The 23,557-nt window shown below is 54.5% G+C and carries 23 protein-coding genes; 20 read left to right on the top strand and 3 right to left on the bottom strand.

What is annotated here, in order from left to right:
• Window positions 1-71: 71 nt before the first annotated feature.
• On the bottom strand, window positions 72-647 hold the full coding sequence (locus NSS64_RS14065) for a hypothetical protein (protein ID WP_341140502.1): 576 nt from the start codon (window positions 645-647) through the stop codon (window positions 72-74).
• A 251-nt stretch (window positions 648-898) separates the two neighbouring features.
• Here NSS64_RS14065 and NSS64_RS14060 point away from each other — a divergent pair, with 251 nt between their 5' ends.
• The 4 genes from NSS64_RS14060 to coaD all read left to right on the top strand — a co-directional run bounded on the left by NSS64_RS14060 (window position 899) and on the right by coaD (window position 3,259).
• The gene (locus NSS64_RS14060; RefSeq protein WP_341140501.1) at window positions 899-1,324 is read left to right on the top strand and encodes a hypothetical protein; all 426 of its coding nucleotides are present in this window, start codon (window positions 899-901) and stop codon (window positions 1,322-1,324) included.
• A gap of 74 nt (window positions 1,325-1,398) precedes the next feature.
• A complete protein-coding gene (locus NSS64_RS14055) occupies window positions 1,399-1,779 on the top strand; it encodes a hypothetical protein (protein ID WP_341140500.1) in 381 nt (126 codons plus the stop codon).
• A 369-nt stretch (window positions 1,780-2,148) separates the two neighbouring features.
• On the top strand, window positions 2,149-2,757 hold the full coding sequence (rsmD, locus tag NSS64_RS14050) for a 16S rRNA (guanine(966)-N(2))-methyltransferase RsmD (RefSeq protein WP_341140499.1): 609 nt from the start codon (window positions 2,149-2,151) through the stop codon (window positions 2,755-2,757).
• Complete coding sequence (coaD, locus tag NSS64_RS14045; protein WP_339256363.1) at window positions 2,741-3,259, top strand: pantetheine-phosphate adenylyltransferase; 519 nt, start codon at window positions 2,741-2,743, stop codon at window positions 3,257-3,259. The genes rsmD and coaD overlap by 17 nt, the downstream gene beginning before the upstream one ends.
• Here the strand turns inward: coaD and NSS64_RS14040 are convergent.
• On the bottom strand, window positions 3,231-4,490 hold the full coding sequence (locus NSS64_RS14040) for a nucleoside recognition domain-containing protein (RefSeq protein ID WP_341140498.1): 1,260 nt from the start codon (window positions 4,488-4,490) through the stop codon (window positions 3,231-3,233). The two genes, coaD and NSS64_RS14040, sit on opposite strands and share 29 nt — an antisense overlap.
• Window positions 4,491-4,649: 159 nt before the next feature.
• Here NSS64_RS14040 and NSS64_RS14035 point away from each other — a divergent pair, with 159 nt between their 5' ends.
• On the top strand, window positions 4,650-5,690 hold the full coding sequence (locus NSS64_RS14035; protein WP_341140497.1) for a SepM family pheromone-processing serine protease: 1,041 nt from the start codon (window positions 4,650-4,652) through the stop codon (window positions 5,688-5,690).
• Here the strand turns inward: NSS64_RS14035 and NSS64_RS14030 are convergent.
• Window positions 5,680-6,918, bottom strand: coding sequence for a tRNA(Met) cytidine acetate ligase (locus tag NSS64_RS14030; protein WP_341142814.1), 1,239 nt, complete (start codon window positions 6,916-6,918; stop codon window positions 5,680-5,682). The genes NSS64_RS14035 and NSS64_RS14030 overlap by 11 nt on opposite strands.
• A gap of 139 nt (window positions 6,919-7,057) precedes the next feature.
• On the opposite strand from NSS64_RS14030, the gene NSS64_RS14025 reads away from it, so the two are divergent.
• The 15 genes from NSS64_RS14025 to NSS64_RS13955 all read left to right on the top strand — a co-directional run bounded on the left by NSS64_RS14025 (window position 7,058) and on the right by NSS64_RS13955 (window position 23,517).
• Window positions 7,058-7,579, top strand: coding sequence for a YceD family protein (locus NSS64_RS14025; protein ID WP_341140496.1), 522 nt, complete (start codon window positions 7,058-7,060; stop codon window positions 7,577-7,579).
• Between the two features lie 50 nt (window positions 7,580-7,629).
• Entirely contained in the window at window positions 7,630-7,803 is a 174-nt protein-coding gene (gene rpmF / locus NSS64_RS14020; RefSeq protein WP_019911234.1) for a 50S ribosomal protein L32, read from the top strand.
• Window positions 7,804-8,076: 273 nt separating this feature from the next.
• Window positions 8,077-8,673, top strand: a complete 597-nt coding sequence (gene fapR, locus NSS64_RS14015; protein WP_341140495.1) for a transcription factor FapR — start codon at window positions 8,077-8,079, stop codon at window positions 8,671-8,673.
• On the top strand, window positions 8,657-9,646 hold the full coding sequence (gene plsX, locus NSS64_RS14010; protein WP_340941083.1) for a phosphate acyltransferase PlsX: 990 nt from the start codon (window positions 8,657-8,659) through the stop codon (window positions 9,644-9,646). Before fapR ends, plsX begins: the two co-directional genes overlap by 17 nt.
• A gap of 8 nt (window positions 9,647-9,654) precedes the next feature.
• A complete protein-coding gene (locus NSS64_RS14005; protein WP_340941080.1) occupies window positions 9,655-10,644 on the top strand; it encodes a beta-ketoacyl-ACP synthase III in 990 nt (329 codons plus the stop codon).
• A gap of 89 nt (window positions 10,645-10,733) precedes the next feature.
• The gene (gene fabD / locus NSS64_RS14000; protein WP_341140494.1) at window positions 10,734-11,657 is read left to right on the top strand and encodes an ACP S-malonyltransferase; all 924 of its coding nucleotides are present in this window, start codon (window positions 10,734-10,736) and stop codon (window positions 11,655-11,657) included.
• Between the two features lie 50 nt (window positions 11,658-11,707).
• Window positions 11,708-12,457: a 3-oxoacyl-[acyl-carrier-protein] reductase gene (fabG, locus tag NSS64_RS13995; RefSeq protein WP_036728883.1), complete on the top strand. Its 750-nt coding sequence runs from the start codon at window positions 11,708-11,710 to the stop codon at window positions 12,455-12,457.
• Window positions 12,458-12,580: 123 nt separating this feature from the next.
• Window positions 12,581-12,814, top strand: a complete 234-nt coding sequence (gene acpP, locus NSS64_RS13990; RefSeq protein WP_036694165.1) for an acyl carrier protein — start codon at window positions 12,581-12,583, stop codon at window positions 12,812-12,814.
• A gap of 222 nt (window positions 12,815-13,036) precedes the next feature.
• Entirely contained in the window at window positions 13,037-14,275 is a 1,239-nt protein-coding gene (gene fabF, locus NSS64_RS13985; RefSeq protein WP_081751295.1) for a beta-ketoacyl-ACP synthase II, read from the top strand.
• A 14-nt stretch (window positions 14,276-14,289) separates the two neighbouring features.
• Entirely contained in the window at window positions 14,290-14,994 is a 705-nt protein-coding gene (gene rnc / locus NSS64_RS13980) for a ribonuclease III (RefSeq protein WP_036728876.1), read from the top strand.
• 207 nt (window positions 14,995-15,201) lie between these two features.
• On the top strand, window positions 15,202-18,771 hold the full coding sequence (gene smc / locus NSS64_RS13975) for a chromosome segregation protein SMC (RefSeq protein ID WP_341140493.1): 3,570 nt from the start codon (window positions 15,202-15,204) through the stop codon (window positions 18,769-18,771).
• A gap of 61 nt (window positions 18,772-18,832) precedes the next feature.
• Window positions 18,833-19,825, top strand: a complete 993-nt coding sequence (ftsY, locus tag NSS64_RS13970) for a signal recognition particle-docking protein FtsY (RefSeq protein ID WP_036728871.1) — start codon at window positions 18,833-18,835, stop codon at window positions 19,823-19,825.
• A gap of 381 nt (window positions 19,826-20,206) precedes the next feature.
• Window positions 20,207-21,670: a circularly permuted type 2 ATP-grasp protein gene (locus NSS64_RS13965; protein ID WP_340992729.1), complete on the top strand. Its 1,464-nt coding sequence runs from the start codon at window positions 20,207-20,209 to the stop codon at window positions 21,668-21,670.
• A gap of 30 nt (window positions 21,671-21,700) precedes the next feature.
• Window positions 21,701-22,654 carry an alpha-E domain-containing protein gene (locus NSS64_RS13960; protein ID WP_341140492.1) on the top strand — a complete coding sequence of 318 codons (954 nt, stop codon included), beginning with the start codon at window positions 21,701-21,703 and terminating at the stop codon, window positions 22,652-22,654.
• Window positions 22,651-23,517, top strand: a complete 867-nt coding sequence (locus NSS64_RS13955; protein WP_341140491.1) for a transglutaminase family protein — start codon at window positions 22,651-22,653, stop codon at window positions 23,515-23,517. Before NSS64_RS13960 ends, NSS64_RS13955 begins: the two co-directional genes overlap by 4 nt.
• Window positions 23,518-23,557: the final 40 nt, after the last annotated feature.

Below are 23,557 nucleotides of genomic sequence, written 5' to 3'. Positions count from 1 at the left end.
CTATTTTTTTTGACTAGGGTCCCGGCTTGATTGTAAATACGGGAGATCCCATGCCGGAGACATAAGGAGTTTTATTTGGGTTTGAACTCTGACAACGCTTTATCCATCTGCGTTTCATTCGACTGTACGGCTTCACTGTCCACAGTATCAGCTCCGCGGAAGACATTCTTGGTGTTCTGGTAAAAGTCAAAGGCAAACTTCTTAATGGCCTCACCGTCAGGGTGATTGCGCTCAACAACGGTAGCCTTAAACAGGTTCGTCAGCATGTATCCGGCGTCTTCGCTGTGTGCGAGATAATTCCCGGCGGTGTACTCCTCCACGATCTGGGATTCAAAATCCTTAAGCTCCACCGCCGACGGAGTGTAAGATTTCGCCAAAACTTCTGCGGCGTCTGCTTTTTGCGTGGCCTCCGTATCCGTAGTCGCGATTTGTTGGATAGCAGATTCCCAGTTCACTGCCCCCTTCCCGGTGGATGGTTCAGCGGCTGGTGCTGGCGTGGGCTGCGCTGCTGTTGGCTGCGCTGTCCCGGCGGGAGTGGGGGTAGCCTGATTAGCCGGAGCGTTGCAGCCTGCGGCCAGTCCAATGACACCTCCGAATACGATTACTAGGGCGAGGGACGAGATCTTTTTATACAAGGGTTTCTTCATAGCGGTTCCTCCTGAATCTATCGGATATCCATATACTATATATGTAACCTTGTGTTGCCTGATTGAACTACGCAGCCTAATTACAGTCTTCACCTTAAATGGATAATACATTCCTTAAATGGATAATACATTCCTTGAGAGGGAAGCGGGGAAAACTGACAAATATGAATATTTTGTGAGTCTGTAGAACTAAGCCATTTGACCTGCTATAATTGGTAAAAAATAGAATAGTAAAGAGGTGCTACTGTAAAATGAAGCGGAAACTGGCAACGCTTTTTGTAGTGTTGATGTTGGCTCTATCCTTAAGTGTGCAGCCATTATCGGCAGCAGGCAAGACTCAGAAGGTGAAGGTTACGTTTGTAAGTGCAGATCTGGTAGAGAATAATCACGTAGGCAATGAGTGGTGGTGGGGCGGATTCGTGAATGGAGAGGAGCTGGAAGAAGGGGATTCAGTCACACTGGATCTCAGTTCAACAGGAAGCATTAAGCTTCGTGCTGAAGCGCAGGAACAGGATAAGATCCCTGAAGAAGGCTCAGCGAGCGCCTCTATTAAGGTGTCAGCCCTGAAGGATACCCAGAACAAATCGCTGACAGTGAAGGTAGTCGAAAACCGCGGGCGGTATTCCGGAAATTCAGCCTCCTGGAAGTTTGTATTCAAGATCGACAAGGTCAAATGACAAGCTGAAATGAAGTAGAATAATACATTTGATTCTGCTACAATCTATATATTAAGTTTGAAGGAGCGGAGCACATGGATAATGATTTGGTGCAGGTATTAAGATCCGTTTTTCGCGAAGAATTGGAGCCTGTTAAGGCGGAATTAGGAACCGTCAACGAGCGTTTGGATCGAATAGAGACAGAGCAGCAAACAATGAAGCAAGATCTGCAAATAATGAAGCAAGATCAGCAAACAATGAGGCAAGATCAGCAAACAATGAAGCAAGATCTGCAAACAATGAAACAAGATCAGCAAACAATGATGCAAGATCAGGAACAGATTAAACGTGCTGTGCTGGAAACAAACGAGCGGCTCATCAACGTCGAGTCTTTATTGGAGAATCAGCACAGAATTATCGAACTGCTCTCAGCGCGCTCCATTGAGCAGGAAGCCAAGCTGAAGCGGATTATATAAGAAGTATATACTCAGCAAGCCCACGCATCTTGATTTCAAGGCGGGGGCTTTTTTGCGTGAAACAAAAATCGAGGCTCCCTTTCGGGAGCCTCTTTCATGGGAGAGGAGAAACCGGACGAAGAGCTTATGGGGAAACGTAAGCCTGCTCCGCGGTTGTCTACGACATTTTGTGATGTCGATAGTTACAGGATGACCCGGAAGCGGGAGTTTTATACATTTGCCTGCCAAATTTCTTCAGCTCCGCATTGTGACAAAGTCGGACAATCTTTTTATTTCATGGAATAATTGTGGTACTATAGGCTTGGACTTATGCCCTGTAACGGCATAGTAATGTAGAGACATAAAAGCTAAAAAGCAGGTGGATGATCGGTGAGAGTCATATCGGGAAGTGCAAAAGGCAGGCCGCTTAAAAGTGTTCCAGGCAATGGCACACGGCCTACTACCGATAAAGTAAAGGAAGCGTTATTCAGTATGATCGGGCCTTATTTTGAAGGAGGTACGGTGCTTGATCTGTATGCCGGTACCGGAGGTCTGGGGATCGAAGCCCTAAGCAGAGGGATGGAAGCCGCGGTGTTTGTGGACATGGAGCAGAAGGCGATTGACACGGTGCGTGCAAACCTGAAGGCGGTCCGGCTGGAAGCGCAGGCTGAGGTCTACCGCAATGATGCTGGAAGAGCGCTTGGGGCACTCGGGAAGCGGGGGAGAGCGTTTGATCTTGTTTTTCTGGACCCGCCTTACCGTATGAAGCATGGAGACGAGCTGATGGTTACGCTGGCGGACAAGCTGCTGCTGAACCCTGATGCAGTGATCGTGCTGGAGCATGAATCGGGGTATACCTATCCCAAGGATATACCGGGGTTCGTGAGAACGAAGCAATCCGTCTATGGAGAGGTTACGATCTCTATCTACCGGTATGAAGCTGCTGTTCCAGAAGCTGCCGCAAACGGCAAGGAGGTTAATGATGAGTCTGCAAATTAGAAAAGAGCGTGTCGCCATCTATCCCGGAACCTTCGATCCGGTTACGCTGGGGCATATGGACATTATTCACCGGGCCGCCAAGCAGTTCGACAGGCTGATTGTGGCGGTGTTGAACAACCTGAGCAAGAATCCGTTGTTCTCTGTCGAGGAACGGACAGAGCTTCTGCGCCAGGCGACAGCGGATATACCGAATGTTGAGGTGGACAGCTTCCGTGATCTCCTGGTTAACTATGTGAGGCAAAAGGATGCGCAGGTTATTGTCCGGGGAATCCGGACCGTTACGGATTTTGAATACGAGCTGCAGAATGCTTCCATTAATCATAACCTTGACCCTGAAGCGGAAACTATATTTATGATGACCAATCCGAGATACTCCTATCTTAGCTCCAGTGTGGTGAAGGAGATTGCCCACTTCGGCGGGAAGGTCTCGGATTTTGTAACCCCTGAGGTGGAGCAGGCCATGAAGCTGAAGTTCAGCCGGATGGACGGCGGCTCGAAGTAAACAGCTTCACAGCAGCTGAGAGCAACAGCAACAGCATAACAAGCAGGGTCTGAAGTCCCAGGATCTGTGGGGCCAGGGTCCATATTCTTAGCGAAGTGCCTATGTCTTGGGGCTGTACGGCCGGGGGAGAGCCGGCTAGAACCGGCAGCGCCGCAGACTGAATATGGAGCAGTGGTGTCCACAGCAGGAGTGTGAATGCAAAGGCCAATAGTCCATGCAGCAGCCTGACTGCGGTGAACGGGAGGAAGCGGACATTCGCTGCCTTCAGCACTGTCAGTGCCTGGAGCTGGGCGCAAATGCCGCTCCAGGCCAGTCCGGCCGACAGCAGTGCCGGGCCAAGAAGACCGCCTATGAGGAAGCCTTCGAGTCCTGCTGCGGCCGAAGTCATTGACCGGGCTCCCAGATGAATCTCAAGCATGCTTGCTGTAACCAGAGCCGGCAGCTGAGGGAACAGCCGGGTAACAATACTTACGACAACTGCGAACATAATCATATAGCCGCCTACAATCATCAGGCTCTGTACGGCGGAGGATACGGATTCACCGAGCACCTTGCCGAAGCCCCGTCCGTCCCTTGAACGGGCCTCTGCTGCTGCCTGATGGATACGCCGGGGCAAGGATGGTTTTTTGGCGTGAGAGCGTCCGCCGGTAAGGCTGGGATCACTTTCTTGCGGAATAGGTGAGGTTATCTTATGGGAGCCATTGAAGCAGGCGGATAGAATTCCTGCGGCTACCCCTGACAGCCAGTGGATGGCCAGCAGGGCATACCCGGCGGCTGGACTGTGCAGGAAGGCTGTCCCGACCACAATAAGCAGTGTGACCGGACTGGCATAATGCACGATAGCCGCCAGCCGTCCGGCCTCCTTGTCCGTAATGTCCCCCTGCTTGTGCAGCTGCAGCACTCCTCCGGCTCCTGCCGGGAAGCCGGCGGTAAGGCCGAGCACCAGCGTCCAGCCGCCCGCCCCGGGAAGCCGGAAGCACCGCTTCATCAGCGGCTCCAGCAGGACGCCGATACCATGCACGAAGCCGGATGCGCTCAGCATCTCTGAGAGGATCAGGAAGGGCAGCAGCGCCGGAAAGACCAGGGTCCACCAGAGCGTAAGGCCCGTAAGTGAAGCCTTGAATGAGGCTTCAGGTGCTATGACTATTGCTATAGCTAGCAGAATGGCTGCAGCCCCGGGTATAAATGGAGCTGAACCCGACAGGAAGCGTCTGGATCTAAAGTTTATCATTAGAGTTATCCCCTCTTCATAGCTTAGGACATGGGCACATCTTGTTATCAATTTATGCAGGGGAGACAACCATCATGCCATAGCCGGAGTGAAGCTCCAGGCTAAGGTACCACATTCTAAGTGCCGGGGTATCATCCGCAGGAAAGAAGGGGAAGAGACTTGAGGCAGTACAAACGCCGGGTAGGCATCCGCGCTTCAGCCTATTTATTTTCATTCGTGGTCATTCTCTATGTTGTGGTCTTTATGAACACGCCTTACATTGTATATCAGCCGGGAAGCGCCTCTGAGGTGGCACCGATGATCAAGGTTGAGAATGCCGATCCGCAGGAGCAGGGAACCTTCATGATGACTACGGTCTCTGCAAGCTATGCGAATGTGGCTCTTCTAATTGCCTCTGTGTTCAACTCAAATGCCGAGGTAGTATTGAAAGAAACCCGTCTGCAGGATAAGACGGAGCAGGAGTATGCGGCGGAGCAGGTGTTCTATATGAATAGTTCACAGTCCTATGCCGTGCAGGCAGCTTATCATGCGGCAGGTGTACCCTATGAGGATGTCGTGGATTATCTGTATGTGTTCTCCGTACCTGAAGCTGCCAATCAGGACCGGTTCAAGCCGGGGGACAAAATCATCAGTGTAGGCGGACAAAAGGCAGCCGATCCGGCCGCGCTGTCCAAACTGCTGTCGGTTCATCAAATCGGGGATACCGTGGAGGTATCGCTCCAGCGTGACGGCAAAGAGATCAAGGAACAGGTCAAGCTGGTGGGGGTCAAGGATAAAGACGCTTCGGCTGCCCGGCCGGGCTTCGGCGTTGTGATTGGTGCGGTTCAAAAGGTGGAGCCTAAAGAGGAAGGGAAGGCTGTCAGTTTCGTGGATACTAACGTGGGCGGACCCTCTGCCGGGCTGATGTTCACCATGGAAATCTACAACCGGCTTACGCCGGGGGATCTCACCAAGGGCCGGAAGGTAGCAGGCACGGGTACGATAGATGCGGAGGGGAACGTGGGGCCGATCGGCGGTGTGAAGCATAAGATTGTAGCGGCCGACCGCAAGGGGGCGGAGATCTTCTTCGTTCCGGTTAAGAACTACGACGAGGCCAAGGCAAAAGCCGATCAAATCGGCACGAATATGAAGCTGGTTCCTGTCTCGACCCTGCCCGATGCCCTGAAATACATGGAGGAGCTGCCGGTCATCAAATCCTGACCGGCGGCTTAAGATAATCACTGTACAGATCGCTGCGCAGCGGGTCGGCATAAGCCCCGGCGAACACAGCGGCCGCCTGGAGGTCGCGCTCCAGCATGGGATGGGTACAGCGGGCAGGGCTTGTAATCACCGGAAGAACTGCTGTCTGCTTCATCTGCTTCAGCAGCTCCCGGCCGCTCTCACGGAAGCCAAGGACCCTTATGTAGCCCGGTCCCCGGGAGAGAACGGAGGGGGACAGCTCTGCTTTGCTGTGGTTCAGCAGGGTGTGGAGCAGCAGACGCTGGAGCCTGGTAAGGGTATAACGTCTGCTCTTAAGCTCCTGCAGCAGACCGCCGATTGTGAACTTATCCAGCTGGCGCATGCTTCGGAGCAGCCGGTTCTCCAAGCCCTCGTTCATATCCTGCACTGTGTGCAGCTCCGCAGCGGAGTGCGTATAGAGCACATGGCGCAGCGGCCCGGCGAAGTCTTCTAGCAGTACCGGGCCCCGGCCTGCGTCACGCTCCCGCTCCAGGATGGACAGGGCATACTCCGGCATATAAGCCGCCGGTGATCCGCCCTCCTGCAGCAGCCTGCGGATGGCTGTTGCACTGGCAATGGCCGACCCGCCCTCCAGCGGGTCGTGGAAGCCCGCGCCGGTCCGCGGCACGGTCAAGGGCTCGATCGCGCTGCCCAGCCGCCTTAGCGCGATCAGGTAGTGCAGGCCTAGGCTGTTGTTGGGCTGCCGTAATATATCTTCGGCATCTTCCGGTGTCTCCTCTCCCATGAAAGAGGCCCTCCAGGCCGCCGCCGCCGCTGCGCTGTAGGCGGCGGGGAATCCCGCGCCCTCAGAGAGGCGCGCGCGGATCTCCTCCTTAAGCGCGCTGCTCTCTTCGGCCAGGTAGCCGGCCAGAGGCAGCAGCACGCCCAAAGTGCCCGCTTCGGAGCCGAAGCACAGGCTGTCGACGACGCCGGTCGCCTCCAGCAGGAACACCGCTCCGAAGGCGAACCATTCCGCCGGCTGGACGGCGTACGCCACCGGCAGCTCAATGACCAGATCGGCGCCCATATGCAGCGCCATCTCGGTGCGGGCGCGCTTGCTAACCGCCGCCGGCTCGCCGCGCTGGGTGAACGGTCCGCTCATAATGACAACGGAGCGGTCCGCTCCCGATATTCTTTTGGCCTCGGTGAAATGATGGACATGCCCGTTATGTAAAGGGTTATATTCGGCTATAATACCTACAGTTGCCACAGTTGCTTCACGCCCCATTCTGGTATTTATAATGTATATCATAAATTGTCACGCTCCCTGAAACAATATAAAGGGAAAGTGGTTGACAAAGTCAGGGAATAATAGGTATAATAAATTTTGTTTGTTTGGAGTGATAGTAATGAACATTCACTTTCGCAAATTAGCGAATGCCGACGAGCCACTGGTCCTCCACGAAGTTGTGGATGTCAGCCGGATTGTCACAGGGCGCAAGGATATACTTGCTGTTGCACCACTCTCAGTAGACCTTAAAGCGCTGCCCGCGGGAACCGATAGTGTGAACGTGGTGGGAACACTGAACGGAGAAGTGGACATGTTATGTTCACGTTGTCTATGTGAGGTCAAGAGCAAGCTGAACATTCCTTTCGCTGAGACCTTCAAGTGGCTTAAGCAGCCAATTCTTCCGGAAGATGAAGATGAGGAACTCATTTACATCAAAGATGAGATTGTGGATCTTATCCCGTATGTGGAAGAAAATTTCGTACTGCACTTACCGGATTCGGTATTGTGCAAGGCAGACTGTCTTGGTCTTTGTCAGAAATGCGGACAGAACTTGAACGAAGGCACCTGCAGTTGCGACAACACAGTGATCGATCCAAGACTCGCTGCGTTGAAAGGATTCTTTACCAAGCAAGATGACTAAGAACAAATCCCGAGGAATCGGGTTACAACAAAATCAGGAGGTGTCTAACAATGGCAGTACCACAACGCAGAACGTCCAAGACTCGCCGTGACAAGCGTCGTACTCACTTTAAACTGGTTGTTCCAGGTATGGTGAAATGCGAACAATGCGGAGAGCTGAAGCTTGCTCACCACGTATGTAAAGTTTGCGGAACATACAAAGCAAGAGAAATCATCAAACAATAGTTTGCATTTAAGAGTAGCACTTCATCTGCCGGTGAAGTGCTATTTTTATGGAAATAAAGCAGGGAATGAAGCTTACATGCCTTGCACTGCGCGGGTTTCCAGGCGCTTTTCAAGCCAAAGCTTTATTTTTGCGCCGGCATGCTTTATACTACATATTAGTACCTGGTTCTAAATGATAAGGAATAACAGAGAAACCTAACTACAGCGGCCACTCTTACGGGCCGGAAAGCTGCACATCAGGCCTGTGCCGGGAGGTGAGCCGCTATCGAGCGGATGTCCAAGAAGGAACGTCAGCAGCAGCTGCTGGCTATAATTGAAGGGAACCCGTTTGTAACTGACCGGGAATTGACCCGCCAGCTGAAGGTAAGTATCCAGACAATCCGGCTGGACCGGCTGGAGCTGGGGATTCCCGAGCTGCGTGAGCGGATGAAGCAGATGGCGGAGCATTCCTATGATCAGGTGCGTTCCCTGCCAGTTGATGAAGTGGTTGGTGATATTGTGGATCTGCAGCTGGATAAGAGCGGGATTTCGATCTTCGAGATCCGCGATGAGCATGTGTTCTCCCGCAACGGGATTGCCCGTGGCCACTACGTCTTCGGCCAGGCGAATTCGCTGGCAGTAGCCATAATTAATGATGAGATTGCCTTAACGGCTTCGGCCGACATCCGGTTTGTGCGCATGGTCCGGCTCGGAGAGAAATGCATTGCCAAGGCGCAGGTGCGCTCACTTGCGGGCCGGAACGGCAAGGCTGAAGTGGATGTATTTACATATGTCGGAGAAGAGCTGGTATTTCAAGGCCATTTTATAGTGTATCGTTCAGCAACTGAAGAGTACAACGAAGGGGGAAACCGGAGTGCGGATCGCCATTGATGCCATGGGCGGGGATAATGCTCCTGAATGTAATGTGGAAGGCGCGCTGGCAGCGGCTGCGGAGTGGAATGACATAGAGATCGTACTGGTCGGTGATGAAGCGCGGCTTGAGCCGCTGCTGAAGACTAAGCCTTCCAACGTTACCGTACGTCATGCGGGGGATGTGATCGGTTCGGATGAAGAACCGGTGAAGGCGGTCCGCCGCAAAAAGGACTCATCCATGGTCGTAGCCGGACGGATGGTCCGCGAGGGTGAGGCCGATGCCATGATCTCCTCTGGGAATACCGGAGCATTGATGACTACAGGACTTCTGGTAGTCGGAAGAATGGAAGGGATCGAGCGGCCGGCGCTGGCCCCGATGATTCCGACGCTGGATGATGTCGGTGTGCTGGCCCTGGATCTTGGAGCCAATATGGATGCCAAGCCGCAGCATCTGGCACAGTATGCCCTGATCGGCAGCATCTACCGTAACAAAGTGCACGGCATTGCGAAACCCCGGGTAGGCCTGCTGAACGTAGGGACGGAGCCGGGCAAGGGGAATGAATTGACCAAGGAAGCCTATCCGCTCCTGGAGGCGCTGCAGGGCATTCATTTTGTCGGCAATGTGGAAGCGCGGGATGTGCTCACCGGAAGCTGCGATGTGCTGGTCTGTGACGGCTTCGCCGGTAATATACTTCTGAAGACGCTGGAAGGAACGGCCGGCGCGATGTTCTCCCTGCTGAAGGAGCAGTTCAGCAAATCGCTGAAGACGAAGCTGGGTGCGGCGATCCTGATGCCGGAGCTTAGAAGCCTGAAGGGGAAGATGGATTATAAGGAACACGGCGGAGCGCCGCTGCTCGGTCTTAGCGGCCTGGTAGTGAAGGGGCATGGTTCGTCCGACGGCAATGCGGTGAAGAATGCGGTAAGACAGGCACGGATTGCGCTGAAGGCGGATCTGGTGCCTAGTATATCGAAGGAAATTAGCGGGAAGTGAGTGAAGACATGAGACAATTACGTCCGGTAGGAATTATTGGGACTGGCAAATATGTGCCTGAGAGAATATTAACCAACAGCGATCTGGAGAAGATCGTCGAAACGAATGATGAATGGATTGTCAGCCGCACGGGAATCCGGGAACGGCATATTGCAGCCCCGGAGCAGGCTACCTCTGATCTGGCCTATGAAGCGGCCCTGAAGGCACTGGAATCCGCAGGCATGAAGGCTGAGGAGCTGGATCTGATCATTGTCGCTACAGTAACACCTGATAGTGCTTTCCCGTCCACAGCCTGCATTCTGCAGGACAAGCTGGGAGCCAAGAACGCGGCCGCTTTCGATCTGTCGGCAGCCTGCTCCGGGTTCGTCTACAGTCTGGCTACGGCAACCGGCTTTATCCAGAATGGAATGTATAACAATGCGCTGGTAATCGGTGCAGATACGCTGTCGCGCATTACAGATTATACAGACCGCAATACCTGCGTGCTGTTCGGTGACGGTGCCGGTGCGGTAATCGTCGGCGAGGTTCCGGAAGGACGCGGCTTCCAGTCCTTCGATCTTGGGGCGGAAGGCTCTGGCGGCAGCCTGCTTAATCTTGAAGCGGGCGGCTCGCGTCTGCCAGCTTCCCAGCAGACCGTAGAAGACAAGAAGCACTTCATCTATATGAATGGCCGCGAGGTCTTCAAGTTCGCAGTACGCGTCATGGGATCGGCCACGGAGCGTGTGCTTACCAAGGCGGGATTGACTAAGGAGAATATCGACTTGTTCGTGCCGCATCAGGCCAACATCCGGATTATTCAATCCGCAATGCAGCGTCTGGATCTGCCGCCGGAGAAGGTTGTAGTCAACGTTGATAAATACGCGAATACCTCCGCAGCCTCTATTCCGCTGGCTCTTGTAGAAGCAGCCGAGGAAGGCCGGATGAAAGCAGGCGACGCTGTGCTTATGGTCGGCTTCGGCGGCGGACTTACCTGGGGAGCTTCTGTGCTGATCTGGTAAGAATCGGGGCATTAATAATAGTGACGCAGCAGCTCAATCCGGGGAATATCCGGGCTCGCTGCAGTTAAAGGGAAGGAGCTATATACCTCATGAGCAAAATCGCATTTGTCTTTCCCGGTCAGGGTGCACAGGCAATCGGTATGGGTAAGGATGTATATGAAGCATTGCCTCAGAGCCGTGCAGTCTTTGAAAAGGGTGACGAGGTGCTTGGGTTTCCGCTGAGCGGGCTTGTATTTGAAGGGCCGGACAGCGAGCTTAAGCAGACGGTGAACACTCAGCCGGCACTGGTTACAGCCAGTGTGGCTTATCTGAAAGCGCTAAGCGGCCTTCAGGTTACGCCGGATTATGTGGCAGGCCACAGTCTTGGCGAATATAGCGCTCTTGTGGCAGCCGGCGTGCTGTCCTATGAAGATGCTGTAAGGCTGGTCCGCCTGCGCGGACAATTCATGGAAGAAGCAGTTCCCGGAGGACAGGGGGCTATGGCAGCGGTGCTTGGAGCAGACCGTGAGGCGCTTACAGAATTATGCAGCAGTATTACAGCGGCGGGCACTCCCGTTGAACTGGCGAATGTCAATTGTCCGGGACAGATTGTGGTCTCCGGTTCCGTAGCCGGTGTAGATGAGGTGGTCCGGCGTGTGAAGGAAGCCGGCGGTAAACGGGCAATTCCGCTGGAGGTTAGCGGGCCGTTCCACTCCTCATTAATGAAGGGTGCGGCTGAGCGGCTGGCTGCCGAACTCCAGAAGGTAACCTTCAATGCTCCTGCTATGCCGGTAGTGGCCAATGTGACTGCTGCTCCGGTGACAGACCCCGAAGAAATCCGCAAGCTGCTGGTAGAACAGGTGTATTCTCCGGTACTCTGGCAGGATAGCGTGGAATGGCTCATTGGCGCAGGTGTAGATACTTTTGTAGAGATTGGCTCCGGCAGTGTGCTGGCTGGCCTGATCCGCAAGATTGACAGGAAGGTCAAGGTTGTGAATATCAACAGTCTGGAGAGCGTGCAGGCTGGCTGGTAAGCCGCTTGGCCTAACCGCAGCGCATGATTATCGAAGGGGGACAACATAGCATGTTTGCAGCACTAAAAGGTCAGACCGCCCTTGTAACCGGAGGGTCCCGGGGGATCGGCCGCAGCATTGCCTTGGCACTCGCTGCTCATGGCGTGAAGGTCGCGGTGAACTATTCCGGCAGCCTTCAGGCGGCTGAAGAGACCGTAGCCCGGATTCACGAGCTGGGCTCGGAAGGAATCGCTCTGCAGGGGAATGTCGGCCGCAGCAGTGACGCCGAGAACCTGGTCAAAGAGGTTATCCAGACCTGGGGGAAAATTGATATCCTGGTGAACAATGCGGGCATTACCCGGGACAATCTGATCATGCGTATGAAAGAGGAAGAATTCGATCAGGTCATCGAGACGAATCTGAAGGGCGTCTTCAACTGCCTGAAGGCAGTAACCCGCCCGATGATGAAGCAGCGTTATGGCCGGATCATCAATATTTCTTCGGTTGTGGGCGTGACGGGGAATCCCGGACAGGTGAACTATACCGCTGCCAAGGCAGGGGTAATCGGCATGACGAAGTCTGCGGCCCGCGAGCTGTCTTCACGTGGAATCACCGTGAACTGCATCGCGCCAGGCTTCATTGATACCGACATGACCCGCGAGTTGTCCGATGAGGTTCGCAGCGAGCTGATCAAGGGGATTCCCTTGGGAGAGCTTGGGCGGGCGGAGGACATTGCGAATGCGGCGGTATTCCTGGCTTCGGAAGGGGCAGCTTACATGACAGGCCAGACGCTTCATGTGGATGGCGGAATGTACATGTAAGGCTTCGCAGGCGTCAGCTCATTACGGGGGAAGATGGACAGAGGTGGCCAGGGCAGCGTTTTTTATGCTCTATGGTATTTTGACTTCATATCTCGTATAATACCAAAAGAGGAGGTGAACCGGATGTCCGATGTATTGGAGCGTGTAACACGCATTGTCATCGACCGCTTAGGTGCCGATGAAGCAGAGGTAACATTAGAAGCGTCTTTCAAAGATGATTTAGGTGCTGATTCTCTTGATGTTGTAGAATTGGTAATGGAATTGGAAGATGAATTCGACATGGAAATCTCTGATGAAGATGCAGAGAGAATTACGACCGTGGGTGAAGTTGTGAAGTACATACAATCTCATACCTAGAGTCATATGATTGAGGGTCCCGTTCCTGCCAGGGCGGGACTTCTCCTCATTTTACAGTTCTTTCAGTTAAGCTTCCGCGAAGAGACGCATGAGCATCTTTATGAAGATAATACAGAACCGCAGATTAATTAATCCTGCGGCGACTGCAGTTTATATAGACATCTGGTATGTTTGCGTTTACACATTGTAGAGGTACACAGCCTATAGACGGGGTGATTATGTTTGAATCATAGAGTAGTTGTAACTGGTATGGGTGTAATGACTTCGCTGGGTAAGGATCTTGAGACGTTCTGGGATAGCCTCATGAGCGGCAAGTCCGGAGTATCCCTGGTTGAAGCTTTTGATGTCAGTGAATATCCAACAAGAATCGCTTCCTCGGTCAAGGATTTCGATGCGGAAGCACGCTTCGGCCGCAAGGAAGCCCGCAAGATGGACCGGTTCGTACAATTCGCGGTTGCTGCCGGTGAAGATGCGCTGAAGGACAGCGGACTTACGATCGGTGAAGATATCGATGCAGAGCGGATCGGGGTATCTGTCGGCTCTGGAATCGGCGGCCTCGGCACATGGGAAGATAACCACAACCTGCTGCTCGAAAAAGGCCCGAAGCGGGTCAGCCCGTTCTTCATTCCAATGATGATTGCCAACATGGGCTCCGGCCAGCTGTCGATCAATCTCGGGGCCAAGGGACCGAATACAACGACAGTGACCGCTTGTGCAACAGGCAGCCACTCCATCGGGGAATCCTTCCGTCTGATCCAGCGCGGTGATGCGGATGCGATGATCTGCGGCGGTGCGGAAGCCACCATTCGTCCTACAGGAATGGCAGGCTTTTGTGCAATGAGAGCCATGTCTACCCGCAATGACGAGCCGGAGAAGGCCAGCCGCCCGTTTGATGTGGACCGTGACGGCTTTGTCATGGGCGAGGGTGCGGGAATCCTGATTCTCGAATCCCTGGAACACGCCGAGAAGCGCGGAGCCAAGATCTATGCCGAAGTCATCGGATACGGTCTCAGCGCCGATGCCCACCACATGACGGAGCCTGATCCTGACGGTGCAGCGCGCTGCATGAAGATGGCGATCCGTGATGCCGGTATTAATCCTGAGGATATCGACTACATCAATGCGCATGGTACATCTACACCGGTAGGCGATAAATCCGAGACAGCCGCTGTGAAGAAGGCGCTCGGAGAGCATGCGTACAAGGTTGCGATCAGCTCAACCAAATCGATGACAGGCCACTTGCTTGGCGCTGCCGGCGGGGTGGAAGCGATTATCTGCGGGCTGTCCCTGCAGAAGGGGATGATTGCCCCTACCATCAATTTGGACAACCCTGACCCGGATTGCGATTTGGACTATGTTCCGAATGTGCCACGTCAGGCGGAGCTGAATATCGCGATGTCGAATTCCTTCGGATTCGGGGGACATAACGCGACCGTTATTCTCAAAAAATATAATAAGTAAGGGGAGACAGTGCAGTGAAAGGAGACCTGAAGCAGTTACAAAGCCAACTTCAAATCCAATTTCACGATCCTGTACTTCTGAAGCAGGCTTTCACCCATGCATCTTATGTGAACGAACACCGGTTCAATCAGCATCAGGACAACGAGCGCCTGGAGTTCCTGGGTGATGCGGTGCTTGAGCTGACGGTGTCCGAATATCTGTATAATCTGCTCCCGGACAGACCCGAAGGAGAATTGACCAAGCTGCGTGCTGCGATTGTCTGTGAGCCGTCGCTGGTCCGGTTCGCCGAGACCTTGGGCTTCGGGCGGTATGTACTGCTGGGAAAAGGGGAAGAGCTTACGGGCGGGCGTACCCGCCCGGCTCTGCTGGCTGATGTGTTCGAAGCCTTCGTGGGAGCGCTCTATCTCGATCAGGGACTGGAGACAGCCCGGAGATTCCTGGATAATCACGTATTTCCGCTGGTGGAAACCGACGGTAAGCTGCAAATGCAGATGAGCGACTTCAAGACAGAGCTTCAGGAACTGATACAGCATCATGGGATGGGTACGCTGGAATATCGGATTATTGAAGAACGCGGACCGGCGCATGAGCGTGAGTTCGTCTCAGAAGTATATATGGCCAGCCGTTCACTCGGCAGCGGCAGCGGCCGCTCCAAGAAGGAAGCGGAGCAGCAGGCAGCGGCAGCGGCGTTATTGCTTCTGAAGGAAGATGGTGCCTGAAGGCACATTTGAACATCTGAAATGCGGAGTAGAGCAGCAATGGTCTGAATGCCGGCGGTTCGGCGGAAGTCAGACTTTTGCTGCTCTTTTTCGAAAGATCAGAAATGATATGTTTTGGGGTAAACATCGAAGCAGGTGCACCGCTTTGTGGGGTTGTTTTGGCAACGAAACACTATGTTATAATGGGTCAGAGGTGATTGGCGAGTTATGTTTCTGAAACGGATTGAATTAGCGGGCTTCAAATCATTTGCCGACAAAACGGAGATGGAATTTGTACGCGGAATTACGGCTGTAGTCGGTCCGAACGGCAGCGGCAAAAGTAACATATCCGACGGCATCCGCTGGGTGCTTGGGGAGCAGAGTGCCAAATCCCTGCGCGGCGGCAAGATGGAGGATATTATATTTGCCGGAAGTGATGCCCGCAAGGCGGTCAACTACGGTGAGGTCTCGCTGACGCTGGATAATGAGGATCATGTGCTGCCGCTGGATTTCAGCGAGGTGACCGTGACCCGGCGTGTCCACCGCAGCGGAGACAGTGAATACCTGATCAATAAACAGGCCTGCAGGCTGAAGGATATTACAGAGCTGTTCATGGATACCGGTATCGGCCGTGAAGCTTATTCAATTATCGGACAAGGCCGGATAGAAGAGATTCTCAGTACCCGTTCGGAAGACCGGAGGGGTATCTTTGAAGAGGCTTCAGGTATTGTTAAATATAAATCACGCAAAAAGGATGCCGGCCGCAAGCTCGATGAGACCGAGCAGAATTTGCTGCGGATTCATGACCTGATCAGCGAGCTGGAGGATCAGGTGGGACCGCTGAAGGACCAGTCCGAGAAGGCGATAAGATACAAGGAGCTGCGGGAGCAGCTAAAGCATCTGGAGATTTCGGTATATGTGCATCAGATCGAAGGCATACATACATCCTGGCAGGAGGGTAACGCCCGCCTGGAGGTGCTTAAGACGGAGCAGCTGGAGCTGTCCACTGTAGTCTCTGCCCATGATGCCAAGCTGGAGAGCGGCCGGGCAGAGCTGCGTAATCTGGAGCAGGAAGTGGAGAAGCTGCAGGAACAGCTGCTGCGCAGCAGCGAAGCCAACGAGAAGAGCGAAGGCTACGGAGAGCTGCTGAAGGAGCGCCGCAAGAATCTGGAGCAGAACCGGGAACAGCTCATGCAGACTCTGGGTTCTGTAGGCGAACGCTCTGAGGGGCGGCAGCGTGAGCTGGCGGAGCTTGAGCATAAGCTGAAGCAGACCCGGCAGACGCTTGCGGAACTGCGGGCACAGCTGGCGGATGAGGAATCGAAGCTGCAGGGTGTGGCCGGAGGCATCAGCCAGAGCAAGGAAGAGAAGCTGAAGAGCGCTCTGCTTGAGCTGATGAACCTGATGGCTCAGGCGCGCAACGAGATCCGCTATGCGGATCAGCAGAAGGAGAGCCTGGAGCGGCGGATGAGCCGCAGCCAGGAGGAGAGCGGCAAGTGGACAGCGCGGCTGGAGGAGCTGGTCTCTGCACAGAGCGGGCTGAAGGATAAGATTGCCGCGCTAGGCAAGGAAATCGGGCTGCTGCGCGGTGCGTACATTACGGAGAGCGAGCAGACCGGCAAACGGCAGAAGCTGCTTGAAGAGACGCAGAGCGGCCTGCGCAAATGGGAGCAGAAGCGCGAAGCCCAGGTGTCCCGGCATGAGACGATGAAGGAAATGCAGGATGATTTTGACGGCTTCATGCTTGGGGTCAAAGAGGTGCTGAAGGGCGCTCGCAAAGGTCAGCTAAATGGTGTACACGGGGCAGTTGCCGAATTGATCTCCGTTCCCGAGAAGCTCGAAATGGCAATTGAGACCGCCATGGGTGCTTCCTTGCAGCATGTGGTTATGGAGAATGAAGCGGTGTCCCGGCAGGCGATTGCTTTCCTGAAGCAGCGTCAGCTCGGGCGGGCGACCTTCCTCCCGCTGGATGTTATCCGGCCCCGGCAGATTACAGGCAGTGACCGCAGCATGGTTCAAGGTGCTGAAGGGTTTGTCGGTATCGCCTCGGAGCTGGTCGGCTATGAAGACAAGTATGGAAGCATTATCGGAAGCCTGCTCGGCAATGTCGTAATCGCTGAGAGTCTGGAGCAGGCGAACCGCATTGCGGCCAAATGCCAATACCGCTACAGAGTGGTTACGCTGGAAGGCGATGTGGTGAATGCAGGCGGTTCGATGACGGGCGGCAGCCAGCATAAGAAGAACAACAGCCTGCTTAGCCGCAAGCGTCAGCTTGACCAGCTCTCCGGCGAGATTGAAGAGAGCGAGCAGCAGATTGCCAAGCTGAAGCAGGGGATTAGCCGCTTGCGCGCTGAACAGGACAAGGGCTCCCAGAAGCTGGAGCAGCTGCGGCATGACGGTGATGAGAAGCGGCTGGAGGAACAGCGCGTATCCGGCGATCTGAAGCAGCTGGAGCAGGAGCTGCGGCATGTGCAGGAGCAGGTCGAGGGCGCAGGCGCGGAGCGCAGCGGCTTCGAGCAGGAGGTACGCGGGCTGGACGAGGCCCGCAAGCAGGCGGAAGCTGAGCTGTCCCGGCTGGAGAAGGAAGAGCAGGAGGCGCACGCAGCCATCCGCAGTGCCGAGTCGGACCGCAAGGCGAATGAATCGGCCAAGGAAGAGCTGCAGGGCAAGCTGACCGGGATGAAGGTCACGGAGGGTAAGCTGGATCAGGAGATCTTCTCGCTGGAGGAGCAGCTGCGCCGGATGAGGCAGGACGCCGGCTCCCAAGAGAAGGAGCTGCGCCAGAGCCGCAGCCTGCTGATGACCATCGAGCAGGATCTGAAAGAGAATGCACGGGAGACCGTAAAGCAGAAGGAAGAGGTCAACAGTCTGAGGCTGAGCAAGGAAGATACGTCTGCGAGGCTTGACCTGGCCCGTGCCGACCGCGCGGCGATCTCGCGCAAGCTGGAGCTGGCCGAAGGCGAGACCAAAGACCAGCGGCAGGCGCTCCGGGCGGTCGAAGACAAGCTCCGTTCCACGGAGGTTGCCGTCGGGCGGCTCGATGTGGAGCTGGACAATATTCTCCGCAAGCTGAGCGATGACTACGAGCTGAGCTATGAGCTGGCGAAGCAGCGTTATCCGGTGCCGGAGGATGTGCCTGCGGCACAGCTGGAGGTGCAGCGTCTGAAGCGCAGCATCTCCGGTCTGGGCGAGGTCAACCTTGGCGCGATTGAAGAGTATCAGCGGGTGCATGAGCGGTATACTTTTCTCAGCGGGCAAAAGGATGATCTGGTGGAAGCCAAAACAACGCTGTATCATGTGATCCGTGAGATGGAAGAGGAGATGTCGAAGCGCTTCAAGCAGACCTTCGATGCCATCCGCCGCGAGTTCGGCACGGTGTTCACGAAGCTGTTCGGCGGCGGCCGGGCAGATCTGCAGCTGCTCGACCCTGAGCATATGCTCGATACAGGGATTGATATCGTTGCCCAGCCGCCGGGCAAGAAGCTGCAGAATCTCCAGCTTCTCTCCGGCGGAGAACGCGCCTTAACCGCGATGGCTCTGCTGTTCGCCATTCTGCAGGTCAAGCCGGTGCCGTTCTGCGTCCTGGATGAAGTGGAAGCGGCGCTGGATGAAGCCAATGTGGTGCGCTTCGCCCAGTACCTGCGCGAGTTCTCGGAGCAGACGCAGTTCATCGTAGTGACCCACCGCAAGGGAACGATGGAGGAAGCCGATGTGCTCTATGGCGTGACGATGGAGGAAGGCGGCGTATCTAAGCTCGTATCCGTGCGGCTGGAGGATGAAGAGGCTGAGATAGCTTAACTATATAGACGCAGGATTCATGAAGTGATCCCTATAAACCTTTAGGAGGAAGCATAAGCATATGAGTTTTTTCAAAAAACTGAAAGACAGCATCTCCGGTAAAACGGAAAGCGTAACGAAACAGTTCCGCGACGGTCTGGAGAAAACACGCAAGGGCTTCGTTGAGAAGGTCTCGGATCTGATTATCCGCCGCAAAAAGATCGATGAAGAGTTCTATGAGGAGCTGGAAGAGATTCTGATCGGCGCCGATGTAGGCGTGAATACGGTCATGAATCTGGTGGAGGAGCTGCGCGCCGAAGTGAAGCAGAAGCGGATCGAGGACGCGGCAGAGCTTCAGCCGATTCTCTCCCGCAAGCTGATGGAGCTGCTGCGCGGAGATGATGACAACAGTCTGAACGAGAATCCGGACGGCATTACCGTGATCCTGTTCGTCGGCGTGAACGGAGTCGGGAAGACGACGACCATCGGCAAGCTGGCGCACCGCTACAAGCAGGAAGGCAAGAAGGTTCTGCTGGCGGCAGGCGACACCTTCCGTGCCGGAGCCATTGAGCAGCTTGAGGTGTGGGGCAAGCGTGCCGGAGTGGATGTGATTAAGCAGCAGTCGGGCTCGGACCCGGCAGCGGTGATGTTCGATGCGGTTCAGGCTGCCAAGCAGCGCAGTGTGGATGTGCTGATCTGCGATACGGCAGGCCGGCTGCAGAACAAGAGCAATCTGATGGAAGAGCTGAACAAGATCTTCCGTGTCATTCAGCGCGAGATTCCAAGCGCCCCGCATGAGGTGCTGATGGTGCTGGATGCCACCACCGGGCAGAATGCGCTGACCCAGGCCAAGCTGTTCGGCGAGAAGAGCGGCGTGACCGGCCTGGTACTGACGAAGCTCGACGGAACGGCGAAGGGCGGAATCGTGGTAGCGATCCGCCAGGAAATGAACCTGCCGGTGAAGCTGGTCGGTCTGGGCGAGAAAATGGAAGATCTTCAGCCGTTCGACTCCGACCAGTTCGTGCATGCCCTGTTCGCAGGCATGATCTCGGAAGAAGCAGATTCGGAAGAATAACTGCATAACGGCCATTGCACCCTCCCTAAGGAATGAGTCATTCCTTAGGGAGGTTTTTTGTGTTTTCATCCAGTTCCTCTACATGTTAAAAAAACAACATATGAAAAATTCATAATAGTACTGCTTGTCAGCACTCCGGCATACAATTGGATGTGGAATGAACGCGGAGCACCCCGAAAAGCAAGTTTAAGAGAAAGGAAGCGATTCCAAACCGGCAGAATGGTGCGGAAACTCCATTTTGCTGTTATATATATTGACATGGATAATATCATTTACGTATTATGAAGGTAGTAAATCATATTTTCGTGGTGAATTTTTAAAATTTGAACTTATTTGTTAAGAAACATAACACATTATACTGATCCGAGAGGAGTCGGGCTCATGTCCAAACTAGATCCTTTGCCCGGTCTGTCTCCGTATCCGCTGCAGCATTTCTATGATGAGATGTATGCGGATGAACGGAACGTCCGGCCTCATTACAAGCATGTGAACCGCATGTTTTCCGGGATGAGCCCCGAAGAGCTGCAAGGCAAGCAGAAGCTGATGCAGCGTCGGATGATGGAAGAAGGCATTACTTTTACACTGTACAACCCGGCACAGGATCAGCCTATGGAGCGGACGATTCCCTTCGATATGATTCCGCGCATTATCCCCAAGGGGGAATGGGAACGGCTGGAGGCGGGGATTGTACAGCGGATTACCGCACTGAATCTGTTCATTCATGATATTTACCATGAGCAATATATTGTGAAGGACGGAATTGTGCCGCGGCGGATGGTGATCTCGAACTGTTATTTCCGGCCGGAAATGTCCGGACTCCGTGTACCCGGCGGTGCGTACATCACCACTTCAGGAATCGATCTGATCCGCCATCATGACGGCGAATATTATGTGCTTGAGGATAATCTGCGTACACCTTCGGGCTTCTCGTATCTGTTCAAAGGCAGATCGCTCATGAACCAGCTGTTTCCTGAGCTGTCGTTTGCCAGCTCCATCCGCGATGTGGATCACAGCCTGAACCGTTTTCTGTCCGTGCTGCGCAGCCTGTCCCCGTCCCGGACCAAGGACCCGGTCATTGCCCTGCTGACACCGGGGGAATACAATTCGGCTTATTATGAGCATGCTTTTCTGGCACAGCAGATGGGCATTCATCTGGTTGAGGGCCGTGATCTGGTCGCTCAGGACCACAAAATCTACCTGAAGGTGATGAACGGTCTGCGCAGAGTGGATGTGCTGTACCGCCGGCTGGATGATGATTTCATTGATCCCTTGGCTTTTCAGCCCAGCTCGCTGCTTGGGGTTGCAGGTCTGATGAATGCCTACCGGGCAGGAAATATCGCGATTGCCAACGCGCCCGGAACCGGGGTAGCCGATGACAAAGCCATGTATGTATATGTGCCGGATATGATCCGCTATTATCTTAATGAAGAGCCGATTCTGGGCAATGTGCCGACCTATCTGCTGTCACGGCCGCAAGAGCGCCAGTATGTGCTGGATCATCTGTCTGAAATGGTGGTGAAGGAGACGTCTCTCTCCGGGGGCTACGGCATGCTGATCGGAAGTGAGGCATCGAAGCAGGAACTTATCGACTTCCGGCTCAAAATACTGGCGGAACCGGAGCGTTATATCGCCCAGCCGATCATGTCACTGTCCCGTGCGCCGGTCTTGTCGGACGGCAGTATGGCTCCGCGGCATATTGATCTCAGAGCGTTTGCGCTGATGGGGGCCGACCGCAAGCCGCATGTCATTCCAGGGGGACTGACCCGGGTGGCGATGCGCGAAGGCTCGCTGGTCGTGAACTCTTCCCAAGGCGGCGGAGTGAAGGATACCTGGGTTATGGCCTAGAGACTTTTCTAAGGTAAAGGGGGGGCTAGAATGCTGAATCGCAATGCGGAGGCTCTATTCTGGATCGGCCGGTATATTGAACGGGCTGAGAATCACGCCCGGCTGATCGATGTACATTACCATATCCAGCAGGAAGAGGATTACCAGGAAGAGGGCCACAAGTGGTCGCGCCTGATTGATGCACTCGGGGTCCGGAATGAATATCTGCGACAATTTGAGAGCTTCAGCGAGCAGGACGTCTTATCCTTCATCACACTGGATATGGGGAATACCAATTCCTTGTTCTCCTGTGTGCATCAGGCCAGGAATAATCTGCGCACGCTGCGCCAGCATCTGCCGAGCGAGCTGTGGGATATTATCAATGGCTTCAACCTGTGGCTCGGTGAACAGTCGGTAACAGATATCATGCGCGGCCCGCATCAATTCTATCAGCAGGTCAAGGAGCGGGCGGCGATGTTCCTCGGCGCGGAGCAATCGGTGATGCTCCGGGGCAATGAATGGCATTTCATCGAGAGCGGCCGGTTTCTGGAACGGGCGGAGAATACGACACGTATCCTGCAGACCGTCACGGTATCCTGCAAGTCGAAGGCTATCAATTCCATCTATACCCAGCTTCAGGCTGTGCTGAAATCGGTGAGCGGCTACCAGTCCTTCCGCCGGTATTACGCCGATGATATGTCGCCGGAATGCATTCTGGAATTCCTGATCGTGAACCCGCTCTTCCCGCGTTCAATCCGCTTCTCCTTCCACAAGCTGGAGGAGCATCTGGCCAAGCTGGAGCTGGATTCTTCAGAGAAGGGCTCAGGGCATGAGAAGGTGATCCGTCAGGCGGGCAAGATCAAGGCGGAGCTTGATTATATGGAGAAGGAAGAGATTTCCGGGGACCTGACTCTGGATGTGCTGGAGTCACTGATGATATCCTGTCAGAGGCTCGGCCGAACGATGGACGGTGCTTTTTTTCGCCGTGAAGGAGTCTCGGTATGAAAATACAGATCAACCACACAACCACCTACAGCTACCCCGAGCCGGTGACGGACAGTGTCAATGAGATCCGGCTGACGCCGCGCACGAACTACCGGCAATCCTGTTATCACCATGAGGTTGAGGTGCATCCGCCGGCTAATCTGCTGACGTATGAGGATTTCTTCGGCAACCGGGTCCATGCCTATTCGGTGAACAAGCCGCATACGGAAATGGTGATTCACACCAAAGCGACCGTGGTCACGCTCGACAAGGCGCAAGGTGCCGATCTTCCGCATATTCCGCTGGAAGATCAGGTGAAGCTGCTGAATGACGAGAAGTTTCAGAACCGGTATATTGAGTTTATTCTGCCTACCCGGTACACCGAGGTGACGCCGGAGCTGGTGGAATTCGCGTCGCAGCATCCTTTTGAGGAAGCCGAGGATATGTACGAATGGACCCGGAAGCTGTCGTCCACCATCTACGAGCAGTTTACGTACGATCCCGAGGCGACGAGTGTCAACACTACAGTGAAAAGAGCACTGATGCTAAAGCGCGGAGTCTGCCAGGACTATGCACATCTGATGATTGCGGTCTGCCGCAGTGTCGGCTTGCCCTCGCGTTATGTGAGCGGGTACCATTTTGTCGGGGACCTGCAGGGGGGCAACGCCAACTTCGAACAGGCCTCGCATGCCTGGGTGGAGACACATATTCCGGGTACGGGCTGGCTGGGCTTCGATCCGACCAACAATGCTGAAGTAAGCTGGCGGTATATCAAGCTTGGGCATGGACGGGATTATAAGGATATCGTTCCGGTCAAAGGCGTATACCGCGGAGCAGCGGGCACGCTTACGGTGAAGGTGGATGTACGGCAGCTGGAGAATTGAATGAGTCAGAGGAGACCCCGCAGGTGCGGGGTCTTTGTTG

It is taken from the genome of Paenibacillus sp. FSL H8-0122, from assembly GCF_038005345.1.
Classification (GTDB): Bacteria; Bacillota; Bacilli; order Paenibacillales; family Paenibacillaceae; genus Paenibacillus_AQ.
This window is presented reverse-complemented; position numbering and strand designations above follow the sequence as displayed.

What these genes read in the sequence shown, in the direction of transcription:
- NSS64_RS14065 (WP_341140502.1), bottom strand. Translation starts at nt 647, where the DNA reads ATGAAGAAACCCTTGTATAAAAAGATCTCGTCCCTCGCCCTAGTAATC.
- NSS64_RS14060 (WP_341140501.1), top strand. Translation starts at nt 899, where the DNA reads ATGAAGCGGAAACTGGCAACGCTTTTTGTAGTGTTGATGTTGGCTCTA.
- NSS64_RS14055 (WP_341140500.1), top strand. Translation starts at nt 1,399, where the DNA reads ATGGATAATGATTTGGTGCAGGTATTAAGATCCGTTTTTCGCGAAGAA.
- coaD (WP_339256363.1), top strand. Translation starts at nt 2,741, where the DNA reads ATGAGTCTGCAAATTAGAAAAGAGCGTGTCGCCATCTATCCCGGAACC.
- NSS64_RS14040 (WP_341140498.1), bottom strand. Translation starts at nt 4,490, where the DNA reads ATGATAAACTTTAGATCCAGACGCTTCCTGTCGGGTTCAGCTCCATTT.
- NSS64_RS14025 (WP_341140496.1), top strand. Translation starts at nt 7,058, where the DNA reads ATGAACATTCACTTTCGCAAATTAGCGAATGCCGACGAGCCACTGGTC.
- rpmF (WP_019911234.1), top strand. Translation starts at nt 7,630, where the DNA reads ATGGCAGTACCACAACGCAGAACGTCCAAGACTCGCCGTGACAAGCGT.
- fapR (WP_341140495.1), top strand. Translation starts at nt 8,077, where the DNA reads ATGTCCAAGAAGGAACGTCAGCAGCAGCTGCTGGCTATAATTGAAGGG.
- NSS64_RS14005 (WP_340941080.1), top strand. Translation starts at nt 9,655, where the DNA reads ATGAGACAATTACGTCCGGTAGGAATTATTGGGACTGGCAAATATGTG.
- fabD (WP_341140494.1), top strand. Translation starts at nt 10,734, where the DNA reads ATGAGCAAAATCGCATTTGTCTTTCCCGGTCAGGGTGCACAGGCAATC.
- fabG (WP_036728883.1), top strand. Translation starts at nt 11,708, where the DNA reads ATGTTTGCAGCACTAAAAGGTCAGACCGCCCTTGTAACCGGAGGGTCC.
- acpP (WP_036694165.1), top strand. Translation starts at nt 12,581, where the DNA reads ATGTCCGATGTATTGGAGCGTGTAACACGCATTGTCATCGACCGCTTA.
- smc (WP_341140493.1), top strand. Translation starts at nt 15,202, where the DNA reads ATGTTTCTGAAACGGATTGAATTAGCGGGCTTCAAATCATTTGCCGAC.
- ftsY (WP_036728871.1), top strand. Translation starts at nt 18,833, where the DNA reads ATGAGTTTTTTCAAAAAACTGAAAGACAGCATCTCCGGTAAAACGGAA.
- NSS64_RS13965 (WP_340992729.1), top strand. Translation starts at nt 20,207, where the DNA reads ATGTCCAAACTAGATCCTTTGCCCGGTCTGTCTCCGTATCCGCTGCAG.
- NSS64_RS13960 (WP_341140492.1), top strand. Translation starts at nt 21,701, where the DNA reads ATGCTGAATCGCAATGCGGAGGCTCTATTCTGGATCGGCCGGTATATT.
- NSS64_RS13955 (WP_341140491.1), top strand. Translation starts at nt 22,651, where the DNA reads ATGAAAATACAGATCAACCACACAACCACCTACAGCTACCCCGAGCCG.